General features: G+C 64.0%; 16 protein-coding genes and 1 tRNA gene. 10 read left to right on the forward strand and 7 right to left on the reverse strand.

The features are described from left to right. Nucleotides 1-11: 11 nt before the first annotated feature. Together DND132_RS02240 and lolA are read left to right on the forward strand one after the other, a co-directional pair. The gene (locus DND132_RS02240) at nt 12-2,246 is read left to right on the forward strand and encodes a DNA translocase FtsK (RefSeq protein ID WP_014321082.1); all 2,235 of its coding nucleotides are present in this window, start codon (nt 12-14) and stop codon (nt 2,244-2,246) included. Between the two features lie 14 nt (nt 2,247-2,260). Then, a complete protein-coding gene (gene lolA / locus DND132_RS02245) occupies nt 2,261-2,953 on the forward strand; it encodes an outer membrane lipoprotein periplasmic chaperone LolA (protein WP_014321083.1) in 693 nt (230 codons plus the stop codon). Here lolA and DND132_RS02250 read toward each other — a convergent pair. Together DND132_RS02250 and yedF are read right to left on the reverse strand one after the other, a co-directional pair. Beyond that, a complete protein-coding gene (locus DND132_RS02250; RefSeq protein WP_014321084.1) occupies nt 2,950-3,705 on the reverse strand; it encodes a pseudouridine synthase in 756 nt (251 codons plus the stop codon). The two genes, lolA and DND132_RS02250, sit on opposite strands and share 4 nt — an antisense overlap. Before the next feature lie 10 nt (nt 3,706-3,715). Then, nucleotides 3,716-4,342 (reverse strand): sulfurtransferase-like selenium metabolism protein YedF, encoded by a 627-nt coding sequence (gene yedF / locus DND132_RS02255; protein WP_014321085.1) that lies wholly within the window; start codon nt 4,340-4,342, stop codon nt 3,716-3,718. A gap of 165 nt (nt 4,343-4,507) precedes the next feature. Here yedF and DND132_RS02260 point away from each other — a divergent pair, with 165 nt between their 5' ends. Then, nucleotides 4,508-5,152 (forward strand): lysophospholipid acyltransferase family protein, encoded by a 645-nt coding sequence (locus DND132_RS02260; protein WP_014321086.1) that lies wholly within the window; start codon nt 4,508-4,510, stop codon nt 5,150-5,152. 198 nt (nt 5,153-5,350) lie between these two features. Here DND132_RS02260 and gcvT read toward each other — a convergent pair whose 3' ends face one another. Both gcvT and DND132_RS02270 read right to left on the reverse strand, forming a co-directional pair. Beyond that, on the reverse strand, nt 5,351-6,436 hold the full coding sequence (gene gcvT, locus DND132_RS02265; protein WP_014321087.1) for a glycine cleavage system aminomethyltransferase GcvT: 1,086 nt from the start codon (nt 6,434-6,436) through the stop codon (nt 5,351-5,353). Between the two features lie 21 nt (nt 6,437-6,457). Then, entirely contained in the window at nt 6,458-8,194 is a 1,737-nt protein-coding gene (locus tag DND132_RS02270) for a hypothetical protein (protein WP_014321088.1), read from the reverse strand. A gap of 274 nt (nt 8,195-8,468) precedes the next feature. On the opposite strand from DND132_RS02270, the gene DND132_RS02275 reads away from it, so the two are divergent. Beyond that, nucleotides 8,469-8,672: a DUF6485 family protein gene (locus DND132_RS02275; RefSeq protein ID WP_014321089.1), complete on the forward strand. Its 204-nt coding sequence runs from the start codon at nt 8,469-8,471 to the stop codon at nt 8,670-8,672. Nucleotides 8,673-8,738: 66 nt separating this feature from the next. After that, nucleotides 8,739-9,533 (forward strand): inositol monophosphatase family protein, encoded by a 795-nt coding sequence (locus DND132_RS02280; RefSeq protein ID WP_014321090.1) that lies wholly within the window; start codon nt 8,739-8,741, stop codon nt 9,531-9,533. 22 nt (nt 9,534-9,555) lie between these two features. Here the strand turns inward: DND132_RS02280 and DND132_RS02285 are convergent, their stop codons facing one another. Next, on the reverse strand, nt 9,556-10,092 hold the full coding sequence (locus DND132_RS02285; protein ID WP_014321091.1) for an NUDIX hydrolase: 537 nt from the start codon (nt 10,090-10,092) through the stop codon (nt 9,556-9,558). 86 nt (nt 10,093-10,178) lie between these two features. Between DND132_RS02285 and rimI the strand changes: the two genes are divergently transcribed. From rimI to DND132_RS02310, 5 genes are all read left to right on the forward strand, one after another. Then, nucleotides 10,179-10,634, forward strand: a complete 456-nt coding sequence (gene rimI, locus DND132_RS02290) for a ribosomal protein S18-alanine N-acetyltransferase (RefSeq protein WP_014321092.1) — start codon at nt 10,179-10,181, stop codon at nt 10,632-10,634. Nucleotides 10,635-10,645: 11 nt separating this feature from the next. Then, on the forward strand, nt 10,646-11,845 hold the full coding sequence (locus tag DND132_RS02295; protein ID WP_014321093.1) for a phosphoglycerate kinase: 1,200 nt from the start codon (nt 10,646-10,648) through the stop codon (nt 11,843-11,845). Further along, on the forward strand, nt 11,845-12,600 hold the full coding sequence (gene tpiA / locus DND132_RS02300) for a triose-phosphate isomerase (RefSeq protein WP_014321094.1): 756 nt from the start codon (nt 11,845-11,847) through the stop codon (nt 12,598-12,600). Before DND132_RS02295 ends, tpiA begins: the two co-directional genes overlap by 1 nt. Nucleotides 12,601-12,701: 101 nt before the next feature. After that, a complete protein-coding gene (gene secG, locus DND132_RS02305; RefSeq protein WP_420794996.1) occupies nt 12,702-12,992 on the forward strand; it encodes a preprotein translocase subunit SecG in 291 nt (96 codons plus the stop codon). Nucleotides 12,993-13,008: 16 nt separating this feature from the next. After that, nucleotides 13,009-13,095 (forward strand) — tRNA-Leu (locus DND132_RS02310). A 79-nt stretch (nt 13,096-13,174) separates the two neighbouring features. Here DND132_RS02310 and DND132_RS02315 read toward each other — a convergent pair. Together DND132_RS02315 and DND132_RS17490 are read right to left on the reverse strand one after the other, a co-directional pair. Next, entirely contained in the window at nt 13,175-13,843 is a 669-nt protein-coding gene (locus DND132_RS02315) for a nucleotidyltransferase domain-containing protein (RefSeq protein WP_014321096.1), read from the reverse strand. Between the two features lie 97 nt (nt 13,844-13,940). Beyond that, nucleotides 13,941-15,866 (reverse strand): ankyrin repeat domain-containing protein, encoded by a 1,926-nt coding sequence (locus DND132_RS17490; RefSeq protein WP_014321097.1) that lies wholly within the window; start codon nt 15,864-15,866, stop codon nt 13,941-13,943. Nucleotides 15,867-16,129: the final 263 nt, after the last annotated feature.

Here is a 16,129-nt window from a genome sequence, read left to right on the forward strand (position 1 = left end):
AGTGAGGCTTAATGGCGAGACGACCGAAAACCACGGTGCGGACGGAGAAACGGAAAGGGCGCGGCAATGAGGCCGTGGGCCTCTTTTTCCTGTTCCTCTCCGCCTTTCTGTTCCTGAGCATTCTCTCCTTCAGCCCCGGTGATCCGAGCTTCAACCAGGCCGTCACCGCCGGGCGCAAGGTCCAGAACGTGGTCGGGTACGCCGGGTCCTATTGCGCCGGTTTCCTGGTGGAGATGTTCGGCATGGGGGCGGTGTTCTGGCCCCTGTACTTCCTCTATCTCGGGTTGACCCGGTTCGTCTCCCGGCTCAAGCTTTCGCCCCTGCGCTGGCTCGGCGTGGTCGGCCTGTTCGTGTCCTTCGAGGCCTGGGCCATGCACCCGTGGTTCTTCGACGTGCCCAAGGACGCCTACGGCCTGGTGGGCAGCGGCTTCTTCGGCCGGTCCATCATCACCAAGTACACCATGCCGTACCTGCGGCCCGTGGGCACCTTCCTGCTCTGGCTGTTCGTGACCATCGTCTCCCTGCAGGCGGTGGCCGGCTTCACCTGGGCCTCCATCTGGGCCCTGCTCGGCCGCTGGTGGGAACGGTACCGCGAGGGCGCCATGCTCCGGGCCGAGAAGCGGGCCGAGCGCCGCGAGGCCAGGGCCCTGGCCCGGGAACAGGCCGAGGAACCGGCCCAGGAGGACATGGAACTCCAGTTCGTGGACCTGGACGCCGGGGAGGAGGACCGCCCGGTCAAGGCGGCCAAGCCCGCCCGGCAGCCCAAGCCCAAGCCCGCTCCCGCCCAACCGGCCGCGCCCAAGGTCCCGGCCGCGCCGGGCGGATTGCCGAGTGTGGAGTTGCTCACCGCGCCCCCGGCCCAGCACACCTCCCAGACCCCGGCCGTGTTGCAGCCCCTGGCCGACCGGCTGAAGGAATGCCTCAACGATTTCAATGTGCAGGGCGAAATCCAGCGGGTGGTGCCCGGCCCTGTGGTGACCATGTTCGAGTTCAAGCCCGCGCCCGGCATCAAGGTCTCCAAGATCGAGAACCTGACCGACGACATCGCCCTGGCCCTGCGCGCCGAGTCCGTGCGCATCGAGGCCCCCATACCGGGCAAGGACAGCGTGGGCGTGGAGATCCCGAACATCGAGCGGGAGATGGTCTACCTGCGCGAGGTCCTGGAATCCAAGGAGTTCACCGGCTCCAAGTCGCCCCTGACCCTGGCCCTGGGCAAGGACATCCAGGGCGGCTTCAAGGTGGCCGACCTGGCGCGCATGCCGCATCTGCTGGTGGCGGGCGCCACCGGCGCGGGCAAGTCCGTGGGCATCAACGGGTTCCTGCTCTCCCTGCTGTACAAGGCCGGGCCCGAGGACGTGAAGCTCCTGCTGGTGGACCCCAAGCGCATCGAGCTGGCCCCCTACGCGGACCTGCCGCACCTGGTTCATCCCGTGGTCACGGACATGAACATGGCCAAGAGCGCCCTGGAATGGGCGGTCTTCGAGATGGACTGCCGGTACGAGAAGATGGCCCAGCTCGGCGTGCGCAACATCGAGGGATACAACAAGAAGCTGGAAGAAATGGGCGACAATGTTCCCGAGGAATTCGAGAACATGAAGCACATGCCGTACCTGGTCATCATCATCGACGAGCTGGCCGACCTGATGATGACCGCGGCCAAGGACGTGGAGCAGTGCATCGTGCGGCTGGCCCAGCTGGCCCGCGCCGCGGGCATCCACATGGTCCTGGCCACCCAGCGGCCCAGCGTGGACGTGGTCACCGGTCTGATCAAGGCCAACTTCCCCACGCGCATCTCGTTTTTCGTGACCTCCAAGTTCGACTCCCGGACCATCCTCGACGGCGTGGGCGCGGAGCGGCTGCTGGGCAAGGGCGACATGCTCTTCAAGCCGAGCGGCGGCAAGCTCATCCGCATGCACGGCGCGTACGTGGACGAGACGGAAATTGCACACGTGGTCCAGTACTGGAAGGAGGCCGTGCCTCAGGAATTCGACCTCGACTTTAGCGACTGGAGCCCGAATGCGGGCGGGGACGGGCCTTCCGGCGGGGTCGGCTCCACGGACGACCCGGTCTATGACGAAGCGGTACAGTTCGTGCTTGAGCAGGGCAAGGCGTCCATCTCGCTGTTGCAGCGCAGGCTGCGCATCGGGTTCAACCGCGCGGCCCGGTTCATCGAGCAGATGGAGATGGACGGCATCCTCGGTCCCCAGGAGGGGAGCAAGCCGCGCAAGGTCATCAAGCCGGAATAATTGGAGTAAGATTTATGTCTAGACTTTCCGTTGCCGTTTTCGTCATGGTCTCCTGCCTGCTGCTGCCCGTGCTGGCCGGGGCGGCCGAGCCCATTCCGGCGCAGGACCTGCCGGATCTGATCCAGAAGCGTTACGAGACCCTGAAGACCTTCCGGGCCGACTTCAGCCAGGAGCTGACCAACGTGGCCAGCGGCGAGGTGGACAAGCGCGAGGGCAAGATCTGGTTCCGCCAGCCCTCCCAGGTGCGCTGGGAGACCTCGGCCCCGGAAAAGGAGCTGCTGGTGGTCGGCCCCGAGTTCGCTTGGGACTACATCCCGGACGAGGAGCTGGCCATCAAGTATGGGGTCGCGGCACTGCTGGACTCCAAGACCATCCTGCGGTTCCTCTCGGGCCAGGCCAACATCAAGGAAGACTTCGTGGTCAAGACCGAGTGGCCGGGGGCGGACGAGGTCCGGGCCAAGTGGGGCAAGGACCTGACCGTGCTGCAACTGGTGCCCAAGGAGGCGGAGCCGGGCATGGTCCTGGCCTTTGTGGGCGTGGAACCGGCCACCGGCCTGCTCCGGCAGGTCATGATCGTGGATTTCTACGGCAACGGCAACGAGGTCAGGCTGTCCAACGTGGAGACCGACGTGGACCTCGCCCCGGACATGTTCACCTTCACCCCGCCCGAGGGCACGCAGGTGGAGGACAACACCCAGGGGTTCTAGAGCCCGACGTCCCGCTTCAGGGCCGCCGTCTCCTCGCTGGTCAGCTCGCGCCATGCGCCGGGCTTGAGGTCGCCCAGGGCCACCGGGCCCTGGCGCACGCGCCGGAGGCGCAGGATGGTCAGCCCGAGTTCTTCGCACATCCGGCGAATCTGCCGGTTCACTCCCTGAATGAGCGTGATTTCAAGCTGTTGCGTTCCGGCAATGGGCTTGAGCAGACGCACCTTGGCCGGGGCGAGCCGGTCGCCTTCCCTGAGGGTCATGCCCTGGCGCATGGTCTGGACCGCCTTTTGCGGCACCGAGCCCCGGATGGTCACGACGTAGACCTTGGGCAGGTGGTACTTGGGGTGGGTCAGCCGGTAGCAGAGGTCGCCGTCCGTGGTCAGCAGGAGCAGACCTTCGGAGAAGAAGTCCAGCCTGCCCACGGGGAAGGGGCGTTTTTTGCGGATTTCCGGGGGCAGGAGATCGAGCACGGTCTTGCGGCCCTGCGGGTCGCTGGCCGTGGTCACGGTCTCCACCGGCTTGTGCAGCAGGAGGGTCAGGTCCCCGGCGCTCGCCTTCTGGCCGATGACCTTGCCGTCCACCGCGACCTCGTCGCGGGCCGGATCGACCTGGAGGCCGGGGGAATCGGCGGTTGCGCCGTTGACGGTCACCCGTCCGGCAAAGACCATCTCGTCGGCGCCGCGCCGGGACGCGACGCCGCATTGGGCGATGAATTTGTTCAGCCGCAGGGTATCGGAGGGGGCATCGGGCATGCCCCGTCTTCTAGACCCGAATGGTCTTTGTGGCAAGCTGGAAGCTGGTGACCACGTCGAGCATGTTGGTCACGTCGCCCAGGCCGCGCCGGGCGGTCAGGCCGAAGAACTCCAGGCAGGTGCCGCAGACCAGGATGGACACGCCGCTCTCCTCGAGCTTCTTGAGCTCGTCGAAGCAGCGGTGGCCGGGCACGGCCAGCTTGACGCCGCCGTTGACCAGGACGATGCGCCACAGCTCGTCGCCCAGTTCCTTGAGGGTGACCGTGAAATTGTACATCAGGCCGGCGCCTAGTTCGTCGTCGCCCGAGCCCATGACCTCGGTGGGCACGAAGACCAGGATTTTCTCCTTGGCCACGGCGGCGATCTCGGCTTCGGTCATGACCGCGCACGCCTCGCACTCGTCCGCGCCTTCGCCGCCGTCCGTGCGCAGACCGGTGACGAGATGGTCGGCTCCGGACTTCTCCGCCTGCACGGTGTAGCCCTGCATGGTCATGAACCGGGTGACGTTCTCCCTGGCCGCGTCGTTGTCCACGATGATCACCAGCTTGGCCGGGCGATCCTTTTCAATGGCCTCCTTGCAGCGGAGCACGGGCTGGGGGCAGGGCAGGCCTTTGCAATCAATGGAAATGTCAGTCATATCTACTCCTTGATCGTAGAATGCTGCCCAGAATGGGCCCGTTGGTCAAATTGATAAGATGCATCGTATGGGTGTCTTTGAAAGACTGTTTCAATGCTCGCTGCCCCTTGCCCTTCGTCCGCCGAGCCGGTAGAGAAAGGAAAATCCGAAACCGAGCGTGCCCGCATGAAAATACCGATTGATCCCGCCGCGTTTGCGCCTTTCATCGCCTGGCTGTTCAAGCTCTGGGTGCGGACCATCCGGTTCGAGCCGCACGGAGCCATTGATTTCCTTGACCGGAACCGGCGCGGCGAGGCCGGGGTCATCGCCCTGTGGCACGGCGAAATCTTTCCGGTGACCGCCTTCGGCCACACCGTGAGTTCGCATCTGGTGACCTTCGTCAGCCAGTCCAAGGACGGCGAGGTCATCGCCCGCGTGCTGGAGCGCATCGGCCACACCACGGTGCGCGGGTCGAGCACCCGCGGCGGGGTCAAGGCCCTGCTCAAGGCCAAACGGGTCATGGAACAGGAAAACCGTATGGCCGTGTTCACCATCGACGGGCCCAAGGGGCCGCGTCACAAGGCCAAGGACGGTGTCATCTTCCTGGCCCAGCGGGCCGGGGCCAAGATTCTGCCCATCCGGGCCTATCCCGAGCGCAAGGTGGTCTTCGACAAGTCCTGGGACCACTTCGTCCTGCCCCTGCCGTTCACCCGCTGCCCGGTCTACGTGGGCGAACCCATGGACGTGACCGACGAGAAGCTGACCAAGGACGTTCTCGAACGCGAGACCGCCCGCCTCGAAGCCCGCATGCTCGCCCTGGGCGCGGAGTAGAGGAGGGCGTCTCCGGCGGCCGGGGGGAAGGGGAGAGAAGGAACCCTTTGAAAAGGGCTTCCTTCTCTCCCCTTCCCCCTGGACCCCCCAACCCCTCTCTCCTTCCTAAACTTTTTGTTGCGCTTCGCGGGGTCGGCCAAAGGAAAGCCCCCGGCTCGGGGAGCCGGGGGCTTGCGGTTGGTCGTCTGGTGAAGCGGGTTACTCCGTCTTCATGCGGGCTGTGCCTTCCTTGTAGAAGGGGAGGCTTGTCTTTTTCGCTTCCAGCTCGGCGCGGGCGGTCTTGATGATGAAGGTCTCGTTGTCCGCGTCCTTGGCCCGGACGTAGGCCAGGGCGACGCAGTGGCCCAGGCTCGGGGCGAAGGAACCGCTGGTGACCACGCCGGTCTTCTCACCGCCGGGCAGGCAGACCTCGTCGTTGTGGCGGGCCGTGCGCCGGCCGTCGATGGTCAGGGGAATCAGGCACTCGTCCACGCGGCCCAGGCCGGACTTGCCGATGTATTCGGACTCCTTCTTGAGGAAGAAGCCGGAACCGGCCTCCACCGGGGTGCGCTGCTCGTCCAGGTCCTGGCCGTAGAGCGGATAGCCGATCTCCAGGCGCAGGGTGTCGCGTGCGCCCAGGCCGACCGGCTCCACGCGCTCGTCCGCCATGAGCTTTTCCCACACGTCCAGGGCCTTGTCAGACGGCAGGTAGAGCTCGTAGCCCAGCTCGCCCGTGTACCCGGTGCGGCTGACGATCATCGGGAAGCCGAGCACGTCTGTCTGCTCGAAGTTGAAGTATTTCAAATGATTCCACTTGCAACCCAGGAGCGCGTTGACGACCTCCAGGCTCTCCGGGCCCTGCACGTCGATCTTGCCGGTCTCGTCGCTGATGTCCGTGAAGACCAGGCCGGAGGGCAGGTTGGCCGCGATGTGGTCGAAGTCCTTTTGGCGGCACGCGCCGTTGACCACGAGCATGTACTCGTCCTCGGCCAGGCAATAGACGATCAGGTCGTCGTTGATGCCGCCCGAGGCGTTGAGCAGGAAGCCGTAGCGGCACTTGCCGGGGGCCAGCGTGTTCAGGTCGTGGCTGACGATGGTGTTCAGCGCGTCCTTCGCGCCCTTGCCGGAGAGCTTGAATTCGCCCATGTGGCAGATGTCGAAGATGCCCGCCTTTTCACGGGTGTGCTTGTGTTCGACGATGATGCCCTTGTACTGCACCGGCATGTCGAAACCGGCGAACGGGGCCATCTTGGCGCCGTTTTCCCTGTGCCACTGGGTGAGCGGGGTGGTCTGCAGTTTTTCCAATGTATGCTCCTTGCGGTATTGCTATTGTCCCGAACCGGCCCGGCCCGACACGCGGGATTTCCGGATGGACCGGAATTCGTCGAGCAGCATGACCAGCTGTTGGTACTGTTTCTTGATGTCCCGCCCGTAGGGCGAGAGGTCCTTGTCGTCCCGCTGCACGTACTTGCGCAACAGGTAGGGGTCGGACACCACGTCGTTGCCGATGATCAGGATCTTGACCACGAGCTTGTCGAAATAGTTGACGATCTCGAACTTGAGATCGTTCAGGATTTCGTTCATCAGCTCCAGCATGCGCCTGTACGAGATGGCCTCGCCCTTGTACTTGCGATAGCGCAAATCTTCAAGGACCCGGATCTTCCTGGCCTGCTGAATCTGGCCGTAGCGCGACCAGACTTCCTGGTGCAGGTCGTGGAGCTCGTTGAAAATCTTGTAGTTGTCCGGGGCCAGGAGATAGGCGTCCAGGACGCGGACCAGCTGCGCGTAGTAGTCGTCCGAGTAGTCCACGATGCGGTGCATGTGCTTGGACAACCAGACGTAGAGCACCTTGAGCCGGTTTTCGTGGGTCTCGGTGTTGTCGATCAGCTCCTGGCGCTTGTAGTTCACCGGGATGCGGTACTCGCCGCGCACGATGTCGTTCAGGCGCAGGAGCATGTTGCGCACGTTCTGGATGATGTTCATGCCCTCGATGATCCGCCCGGTGATCGGGTGGATGATCTCCTGCCGGAGCACGGACAGGGCGCGGTCCTCGCGCACGTTCTTGGGGTTGTAGTCGTGCTGCTGGTAGGTCACCCGGAGGATGACCACGCGCTTCCTGGGGTCGATGAAGAATCCCTGGTCCTTGAGGACCTCCACAAGCTCCTTCTGGTTCTCGTTGACCTGGATCAGAGCGATCTTCTCCACCCTGGGGTACTTCATGGACCGCCTGGGCGTGCCCTTGGGCGGCGACATCAGGGTGGTGATGGTCCGGTCGCTCTGGCCGAGCACGCGAACGATGAACCGCTCGTGCTGGCGCAGCAGGCGGATGGCGAACATGGCCGAGGACGTGCGCCGCTCCGAGACGATGGGGAAGCCGTACAGCTCCATCATGAACTGGTAGACGAACAGCCGGTTGCACTCGTAGAGCAGGTTGTTGCCCGGCTTGAACTTGCCGATCTTGAGCCCGAACTGCTTGAGCTCGCTGTCCAGGTTGGACGGCAGGGAGGCGTACACGCCCTGCAGGGTGAACTCGCCCGCCGAGTTGAGCGCCAGGACGTGGGCCCGCTCCAACTGGAGCAGGAAGGGCAGTATCTTGTCGTAGTCCTGGATGGTGCAGATGTCGCAGGTTTCGAACCTGTTCAGGAATTCCTGGCGGTAGCGCTTGGGCAGGCGGCTCAGGAAGGTGCGGATGTTGGTCGCCCTGGCGTTGTCCTCCACCGAGCAGGAGTCCTGCACCAGCATCTCCTCCCAGTCCGAGAGGGAGTGCAGGGCGTCGAACTGGAAGATTTCCTGAAAGGAATTGAGCTGCCGCTCGAAGACGACCATGGAAAAGCCCGGCAGATTCTTGTGCTCGTAGAGATCGACTTCGAAGGAGGGCAGCAGCTCGCGGGCCTCCACCAGGGGGTAGTCGGGTTCCTCGAAATAGGGCCGGAGCAGGCAGTGCTTGATGTGCTCGTAGTCGATGAACGCCTTGAGTTCCTCAAGGGTTTCAAGTCGGACGCGGGACTTCTTTTTCCCTTTTTTCTTGTAGCCAGGAGCCTGGCTGAATGCTCTTTTCCACATAGGGAACGGTTCCGGGTCGGGTCAAAGGACGAGGGGCGGGGCCTCACGTGATCATCAAATTACTCTATACCCATCTGCCGTGAAATACAATGATTAGCGGATTATATTCGCATGATCCCCACTTGCGGCGGGTTCCGGATGATCAGGGGCGTCACACCGGTCCGTCGGGAAACAATGGGCCTGAATCATTGACTCTCTGCCCGCTGTTGGCTACTGTACCCAGGCCTTTGAGGCGCAACAGTACCGCAACGTTTCCGTGACCAGAGGGGGCGTCATGAAAAAGAAGGACCAATGCCCGCGCTCGAAAATCAACGAGCAATATTGCACCTGCACCCACAACTGCGACAAGCACGGCATCTGTTGCGAATGTCTGCACTACCACCGGCAGCGGGGTGAGCTGCCCGCCTGCTATTTCACCAAGGAAGAGGAAAAGACCTTCAACCGGTCCGTGGAATTCTTCATCCAGCGCCGGGCCTAGGCCCGCGCCACCGGAACATGCATCAGGGCGGCCCAGACCGCCCTTTTTCTTGGAGGGGCAAGGCCCATGACAGTACATTTCGACGCGGCGGACATCCTGGACGGGCTGCACGCCGTCGCGGACAGGGCCGGGGAGATCGTCCGGGAGGGCGCGAGCCGCACCCGCCAAATCCGGCACAAGGGCCGCATCGACCTGGTCACCGAGACCGACCTGGCCGTGGAGGCCATGCTCAAGACCGAGCTGGCCGCGCTCCTGCCCGGTTCGGATTTCCTGGCCGAGGAAACGGCCAAGGACACCGAGCCCGGCGAACTGACCTGGATCATCGACCCGGTGGACGGGACCACGAATTTCGCCCACGGCCTGCCCTACGTGGCCAACTCCATCGCCCTGTGGCACCGCGACCGTGTGGTCCTGGGCATGGTCAACATGCCGCTGCTGGACGAGCGTTTCATCGCCGTGGCCGGGCAGGGGGCGTTCCTGAACGGCAAGCCCATCGCCGTGACCGGCGAAGCGGACCTGGAACAGTGCGTCCTGGCCACGGGCTTTCCCTACGACATCGACGCGCATCTCGAGGATATCCTGAAGAATCTCCGCACGCTGCTGCCCATTGCCCAGGGCATTCGGCGGGGCGGGGCCGCGGCCGTGGACCTGGCTTTCGTGGCCTGCGGGCGGCTGGACGGCTTCTACGAGCGCGCCCTGAACCCGTGGGATACTGCGGCCGGGATGCTCCTGGTCGAAGAGGCGGGCGGCAGGGTGAGCGAATACGACGCGACCGTGCCGTACGCCTTCGGGTCGCGCTGCATCCTGGCCACCAACGGCCGGATTCACGAGCGGCTGAGCGGGCTTCTGGCCCGGGACTAGGACCCGTTGCAACGGGGCGGGGCTAGGCCGGGACGAGCAGGCCGGACTCCCAGAGGATGACCAGGTTGGGCGTGAGCAGCTCCCGGAACTCCTTGACCAGGCAGGTCAATTCCTCGGGCGAGTAATAGAACCCCTCGCAGACCGCGTCGCCGTTGGGCACCACGGGCAGGGTGTTCCGGGTCACCTCGAACAGGGAGACGTGCTCGAAGCCGGTCTCCGGCCCGGCGGGCAGTTCCCGGATCAGCTGGGGCTGCTCGATCTCCAGGTTCAGCTCCTCTCTGAGGGCCCGGATGGCGGCGTCGAAGTCGGATTCCCCGGCCCGTGGATGGGTCCGGGCGGAGACGTCCCAGCGGCCGGGGAAGAACGGCTTGTTCAGGTTGCGTTTCTGCAGGAAGATTTTCTTGTCGGGGTTGAAGACCAGCACCTGGACCGAACGGTGCATCAGGAGTTGCCGGTGCACGCTGCGCTTGGAAAGCACGGCCAGGGGACGGTTGTCCTTGTCGATGACTTCGACCAGGTGATCCGTGTCGCGCTCGAGGGCTTCTTGTGGTGTGATCATGGGCGCACGCTCTTTTGTTTGGCTCGTAAACATTGTATACATGTATTGTTTCAACATATCCAGCCCTATATGGGCGCGGAGGCGGGATGAGGGACGAGGTGGTCGAATTGGGGGAGCCGGACGTTCAACAGCTCATGGAGCTGGAGGCGTTGTGCTTCGAGTACCATTGGACCCGGGAGCAGTTCCTGCTCGGCCTCGAAGGCGGGGCCTACAAGGTCATCGGCGTACGCCGGGACGGCGCCCTTGTGGGTTACATGGCCTTTTCGCTCATCGCGGACGAGATGGAGGTCCTCAACCTGGCGGTGCATCCGGATTGCCGCCGTCAGGGGCTGGGCGAAGCCCTGCTGGCCAGGTGTTTCGAGATCTGCGCGGCGCGCGGCATCGCGAAAAGTTTCCTGGATGTAAAGGTCTCCAATGATCCGGCCTTGGCTTTGTACCGCAAATTCGGATACAAGAAGATCGGCGTGAGGAAGAAATACTACCCGGACACCAGGGAGGACGCGCTCCTGTTCCGGTATGATTTTCAACAAAACGAAGGGTGAGGTCCTGCCGTATGCTGTGTATAGATCAGGTTGATATCGCTGGAAAAAAAGTACTGTTCAGGGTGGACTTCAACGTCCCCATAGAGGACGGAGTCATCACCGACGACAACCGCATCCGTGCGGCCCTGCCGACCATCCGCTATGCTTTGGACCAGGGGGCCTCGGTCATTCTCTGCGCGCATCTGGGCAAGCCCAAAGGCAAGGTCGTACCCGAACTCTCCCTGGGCCCGGTGGCCCGGCGCACCGGCGAACTGCTCGGCAAGGGCGTGGCCCTGGTGCCCGGCCGCATCGGCGACCAGGCCGTGAAGATGGCCGCCGACCTCGTGCCGGGTCAGGTGATCATGCTCGACAACCTGCGCTTCAACCCCGAGGAGACCGGCAAGACCCCGGAAGAGCGGGGCGATTTCGGCAAGCTGCTGGCCTCCCTGGCCGACGTCTACGTCAACGACGCCTTCGGCGTGGCCCACCGCGAGAACGCCTCGGTGGTGGACGTGCCCAAGTACGCCAAGGTCTGCTGCGCCGGGTTCCTGCTCAAGCGCGAATACGAATATCTGGGCGAGGCCCTGCAATCCCCCAAGCGCCCCTATGTCTGCGTCTCGGGCGGGGCCAAGGTCTCCACCAAGTTGGGAATATTGCGCAATCTGCTCGGCAAGGTGGACGACATCATCATCGGCGGGGCCATGGCCAACACCTTCCTTCTGGCCCAGGGCTACAATGTGGGCCAGTCCCTGGTGGAGCCGGACTTGGTGGACGCGGCGGCCGAGATCATGGCCAAGGCCAAGTCCATGGGCTCGGTGCTCCACCTGCCCGTGGACTTCCTCTACGCCAAGACGCCCAAGGCCAAGCAGGCCGAGGGGGTGTGCACGGCCAAGACCATCCCGCCGGACGCCCTGGTCCTGGACATCGGCCCCGAGACCATCACCAATTTCGTCTCCGTCATCGAGTTGGCCAAGACCGTGGTCTGGAACGGGCCCATGGGGCTCTTTGAAACCACGGCCTTCGCCAAGGGGTCCCTGGCGGTCTGCGAGGCCATCGCCGGGCTGAAGAACGGCTTGACCATCGTGGGCGGCGGAGACACGGACGCGGTGGTCCACCTGCTCGGCTTGGCCGACAAGTTCAGTTTCATCTCCACGGGCGGCGGCTCGTTCCTGGAATTCCTCGAAGGCAAGGAACTTCCGGCCTTCAAAGCCTTAAAGGAGTGCATGAAGTAATGAAGAAGCTGATGGCAGCCAACTGGAAGATGTACAAGACCTGGGGCGAGGCCGAAGCCACGGCCGGGGAACTGGTCGGGCTGGTCGCGGACGCACTCCCGGCTGACAGGGAAGTGCTCGTATTCCCGCCATTTACCGCACTCAAGGCCGTGGGCGACGTGTTCGGCCCGGCAGCCGGTTTTTCGGTCGGGGGCCAGGACTTCTATACAGAGGAGGAGGGCGCCTTCACCGGCGAGATCTCCCCGAACATGCTCAAGGACGCGGGCGCTTCCTTCGGCCTGACCGGCCACTCGGAGCGCAGGCACGTGCTCGGCGAGGACGACGCATTGGTGGGTCGCAAGACCGCCTACGGGCTGTCCCAGGGCCTCAAGGTCGTGCTGTGCATCGGCGAGCTCATCGAGGAGCGCCGGGCGGGCCGGGTGCAGGAGGTGCTCGAGCGCCAGTTGCGGGCCGGGCTCGCGGACGTGCCCGCGGACATGGACCCCGAGCGTCTGTCCGTGGCCTACGAGCCGGTCTGGGCCATCGGCACCGGAGAGGTGGCCGGCCCTGCGGAAATCGTCGAGGCGCACGCCTTCACGCGGAAAATCCTCGTCTCCATCTTTGGTGAAAAAGCCAATGAAATGAGGATCTTGTATGGCGGAAGCGTCAAGCCGGGCAACTGCGCTGAAATTATTGCGCTTGACAACGTGGATGGAGTATTGGTAGGAGGCGCGAGCTTGCAGGGAGAAAGCTTCAGTCGGATCGTACTGGCTTGATTTCGCAGGCGGAAACAAGTTTCTAAGAAAAGGGATTAATTGTGGAAACCATAGTCATAGTCATCCATGTTTTGGCTTGCATCTTTTTGATCGGCGCTGTAATGCTTCAGTCCGGTCACGAGGGGATGGGAGTCATCTTCGGCGGCGGGAGCAGCACGATGTTCGGCAGCACCGGCGCGGGCGGTCTCCTGGTCAAGGTAACCGCTGGACTTGCAACGGTTTTCCTGCTCACTTCCCTCGGGTACAATATCCTGACCGGCAACAAGGTATCCAACGTGGACTCCATCATGCTGCAGCAGCAAACGCCTGCGGCGGAGACCACGGCCCCGGCGGCCCCGGCCAAGCCCGGCGTAACCTTCAAGGATACCGGTGACGACGCCAAGAACCAGTAGGTTCAAAGCATATCGTGCCGAGGTGGTGGAATTGGTAGACACGCTGTCTTGAGGGGGCAGTGGAAGAAATTCCGTGGGGGTTCGAATCCCCCCCTCGGCACCACGAAATCAAAAGGGTTGCAGCTAACAAGCTGCAACCCTTCCTCTTTTTTAGGGAATGGGAAGGATGCCGCCAGTGCGGCTCAGGCGGTCCGCATCACTTCCCGGCACCAGTTCAGGAGCAGGGCGTAGCGCTCTTTTTCGGAGCGGTCGGCCGGTGGGGCGGACAAGTCCAGACCCGCCTCGATGATTTCCTGGTCCACGCCGTCCAGCTCCGCGAGCAGTTCCCGTTTGCTCGCGCAGAACCGCCCGGAATCCAGGTAGTGGACCACCAGCATGAGGAAGAAGGCGGATTTGCAGGCCTCCTTCAGGATGGCGGGCCTGGCCTCCGCGTCGGCGTACAGATAGCTGTGGGTCAGCAGGTGGAGCAGGGTGGACGCGCCGATCCGTGCGCCGTACCGGACGTCCTCGCGGGTCACGGGCGGCAGGAAGTCCTCCAGCCTGCCGAAATGATCGGTCGTATCTTTCGCAAAAGAGAACAGTTCGTGGGGCGGCCAGGCGGCGAACTCCCGGACGCCGCAGAGGAATCCGCAGGCCTTGCGCCCCTCGGGCATGGCGTGGACGATGGTCCGGTACACGTCCAGGTCGTCCAGGGCCACCGTGTCCAGCAGGACCACGAGGTCGATGTCGCTCGTTTCCGTGGCCTCCCCACGGCGGTAGCTGCCCTGCAATCCGAGATACCGCAGCCGGGGGCCGAAGGCCTCCTGCAGACGGGGAAGGACGTCGGCCATCCAGGTTCGCGCTTCGATCATGTCATACTCCTTGCGGGTTGCGTGAACCGGGGGTGTAGCAGTTGCCGCCTTCCGGCGCCAGCCCGATTCGGAGGCAATGGGCGGGGGAAGAGCGATCCTACTTCTTGGCGGTCTCGCGGGCTCCATGGGCCATGAGAAATTCCGCCAGATCGGCGAGTTGTCGTCTGGTTTCCGCCGGGACCCGGCCTTTGTTGTCCAATCGAGCAATGACGAGATCGAGCGGGGTCTTTCCGTGTTTGTTCAGGGCGTTGATGTCCGCACCGGCGTCGAGGAGCAATGCGCAGCTGTCCCGTTGGTTGTTCAGGGCGGCCTGGTGCAGGAGCGTATCGCCGCCCCGGTCCCTGGCCATGACGTCCGCACCCTGTCGGATCAGGTACGTGGCCGCCTCCTGCCTGCCGCTCATGGCGGCGCCGAAGAGGGGCGTCCTGCCCAAACGGTCCGGCTCGTCCACCGCATATCCCTTGCCCACCAGCAGTTCAAGCACCGTCAGGTCGTTGGCCCGCGCCGCGACGTGCATGGCCGTTCTGCCGAACTGGTCCTGTTGCGCGCCGTCAGCGCCCGCCTTGAGCAGGAGTTCGGCCATGTCGGGATAGCGCGCGCCGATGGCCACGTGCAGGGCGGACGCGCCTCCGGGGCCCGTGGCGTTGATGTCGGCCCCGTGGGCCAGGAGCAGGTTGACGGTCCCGGTGTTGTGCTTGCCCACGGCGATGGAGAGCGGGCTCAACTTGGCCCGGCCCTGGAGATTCACGTCCGCGCCGGAGGCGATGAGCAGCGGGGCCACGCGGCTGTCGGGCTTGGCGGCCGCGTAGGCGAGGGCGGTCAACCCCATGCCGGAGATCAGGTCGGGGTCGGCTCCGGCGTCGATCAGAACCTTTGCGGAACCGTACCAGTCCAGGCTGGCCGCCCGTTGGAGCGGGGTGTCCATCCGTCCCATGCGATCGGGCTTCACCCCGTACTGGAGGAGATATTTGATGACTTCGGGCCGGTTGTTCTGGGCGGCCAGATGCAGGGGAGAGTCCCACTGGCTGTCCGAGACGTTCGGGTCCGCGCCCGCCTCGAGCAGCAGGATGACCGTCGAGAGCCTGCCTTCATGGACCGCGTAGGCAAGCGGGGTTTTCTTGAATCCGTCCGCTTGATTCGGGTCCGCCCCCTCCTTGAGCAGGCGGCGCACGTCCTCCAGACCGAACTGGCTCTGGGCGGCCCGATGCAGGGGGTATTCCTCCTTTTTCCGCTCCGGACGCGGGGTCGGGCGCGAGGACGGATGGGTATCCTTTGCCCCGTTGGCGACCAATATCTCGGCCATGGCCGTGAAGTCGTTCTGGGCCGCCACCTGTAACGGCGTGCCATATTGTCCCGGAGCGTTCAGGTCGGCGCCGTGCCGTATCAACGGCTCCATGAGGGCCACCCGGTCGAAGCGCACGGCCTCGTGCACCGCCGTCTGGCCGCGCTTGTTCGGGATGTTCGGGTCGGCCCCGGCGTCCAGCAGCAGGAGGATGCGGGACGCCTCGACCCAGCCGATGCCGGAGCTGAGCGGAGTGTCTCCCTCTTTGCCGCGCACATTGAGGTCGGGCTTGCGTTCCAGCAGGACGCGGAGGGCCTCCAGGGCTGCGGGGCCGTGGGCCATGAAGGACGTAGACAGGGGAGTGCCCCCGCCGTCGCTGGCCGCGTTGACGTCCGCACCCGCCTCCATGAGGACCACCATGTTCGCGAAGCGACCCTGCCCGGCGGCCGAAATTAATGGCGTGACGCCGTACTTGTTGCGCGCATCCACTTCCGCGCCGGCCCGGAGCAGGGCGCGGCAGATGTCCGGGGAGCCCCAGGCGGCGGCCACGTGCAGCGGGGTGTTGGCGTCCTTGTCCCGTTCATGGGGATCGGCCCCTGCGGCCAAGGCTTCCCATACGGGCCGCGCATCCAGGGAACGGGACAGTTGGATCAGGGTCTTGCCCTGTGCCATGGAGGGGAAAAGCGTCAGGCACAGTAGAGCGATCAGCAGCGAATGCCGCACGCAACGACGTATAATCATGGAACGTCTCCCGCAAAAATCTCGGGGAAACAGCCTGAGCAATCTTGCCTATACCAGCATAATATGCCCGTGTATATCGGTTTATTTCCCGAAGCGACGGGAATCGGTCATCTCCGGTTCGACCTGGAACGCTTCGTGCATTTCCTGACCGATCATTTGATGATCGTGTATTGTTCAACGCATCGCTATCATTGGATGAAATGGTGATCAGGAAAGGTCGGGACCACGCTGTATCAGCGATATATCCCGGTCGGCGTTCATCA

The organism is Pseudodesulfovibrio mercurii (genome assembly GCF_000189295.2).
In the GTDB taxonomy this organism is placed as follows: Bacteria; Desulfobacterota; Desulfovibrionia; order Desulfovibrionales; family Desulfovibrionaceae; genus Pseudodesulfovibrio; species Pseudodesulfovibrio mercurii.

Coding starts and splice junctions, on each gene's coding strand:
- DND132_RS02285 (WP_014321091.1), bottom strand. CDS start 10,092: ATGATCACACCACAAGAAGCCCTCGAGCGCGACACGGATCACCTGGTC.
- DND132_RS02280 (WP_014321090.1), top strand. CDS start 8,739: ATGACAGTACATTTCGACGCGGCGGACATCCTGGACGGGCTGCACGCC.
- DND132_RS02270 (WP_014321088.1), bottom strand. CDS start 8,194: ATGTGGAAAAGAGCATTCAGCCAGGCTCCTGGCTACAAGAAAAAAGGG.
- DND132_RS02315 (WP_014321096.1), bottom strand. CDS start 13,843: ATGATCGAAGCGCGAACCTGGATGGCCGACGTCCTTCCCCGTCTGCAG.
- tpiA (WP_014321094.1), top strand. CDS start 11,845: ATGAAGAAGCTGATGGCAGCCAACTGGAAGATGTACAAGACCTGGGGC.
- DND132_RS02260 (WP_014321086.1), top strand. CDS start 4,508: ATGAAAATACCGATTGATCCCGCCGCGTTTGCGCCTTTCATCGCCTGG.
- yedF (WP_014321085.1), bottom strand. CDS start 4,342: ATGACTGACATTTCCATTGATTGCAAAGGCCTGCCCTGCCCCCAGCCC.
- DND132_RS17490 (WP_014321097.1), bottom strand. CDS start 15,866: ATGATTATACGTCGTTGCGTGCGGCATTCGCTGCTGATCGCTCTACTG.
- DND132_RS02240 (WP_014321082.1), top strand. CDS start 12: ATGGCGAGACGACCGAAAACCACGGTGCGGACGGAGAAACGGAAAGGG.
- DND132_RS02295 (WP_014321093.1), top strand. CDS start 10,646: ATGCTGTGTATAGATCAGGTTGATATCGCTGGAAAAAAAGTACTGTTC.
- lolA (WP_014321083.1), top strand. CDS start 2,261: ATGTCTAGACTTTCCGTTGCCGTTTTCGTCATGGTCTCCTGCCTGCTG.
- secG (WP_420794996.1), top strand. CDS start 12,702: ATGCTTCAGTCCGGTCACGAGGGGATGGGAGTCATCTTCGGCGGCGGG.
- DND132_RS02275 (WP_014321089.1), top strand. CDS start 8,469: ATGAAAAAGAAGGACCAATGCCCGCGCTCGAAAATCAACGAGCAATAT.
- rimI (WP_014321092.1), top strand. CDS start 10,179: ATGAGGGACGAGGTGGTCGAATTGGGGGAGCCGGACGTTCAACAGCTC.
- DND132_RS02250 (WP_014321084.1), bottom strand. CDS start 3,705: ATGCCCGATGCCCCCTCCGATACCCTGCGGCTGAACAAATTCATCGCC.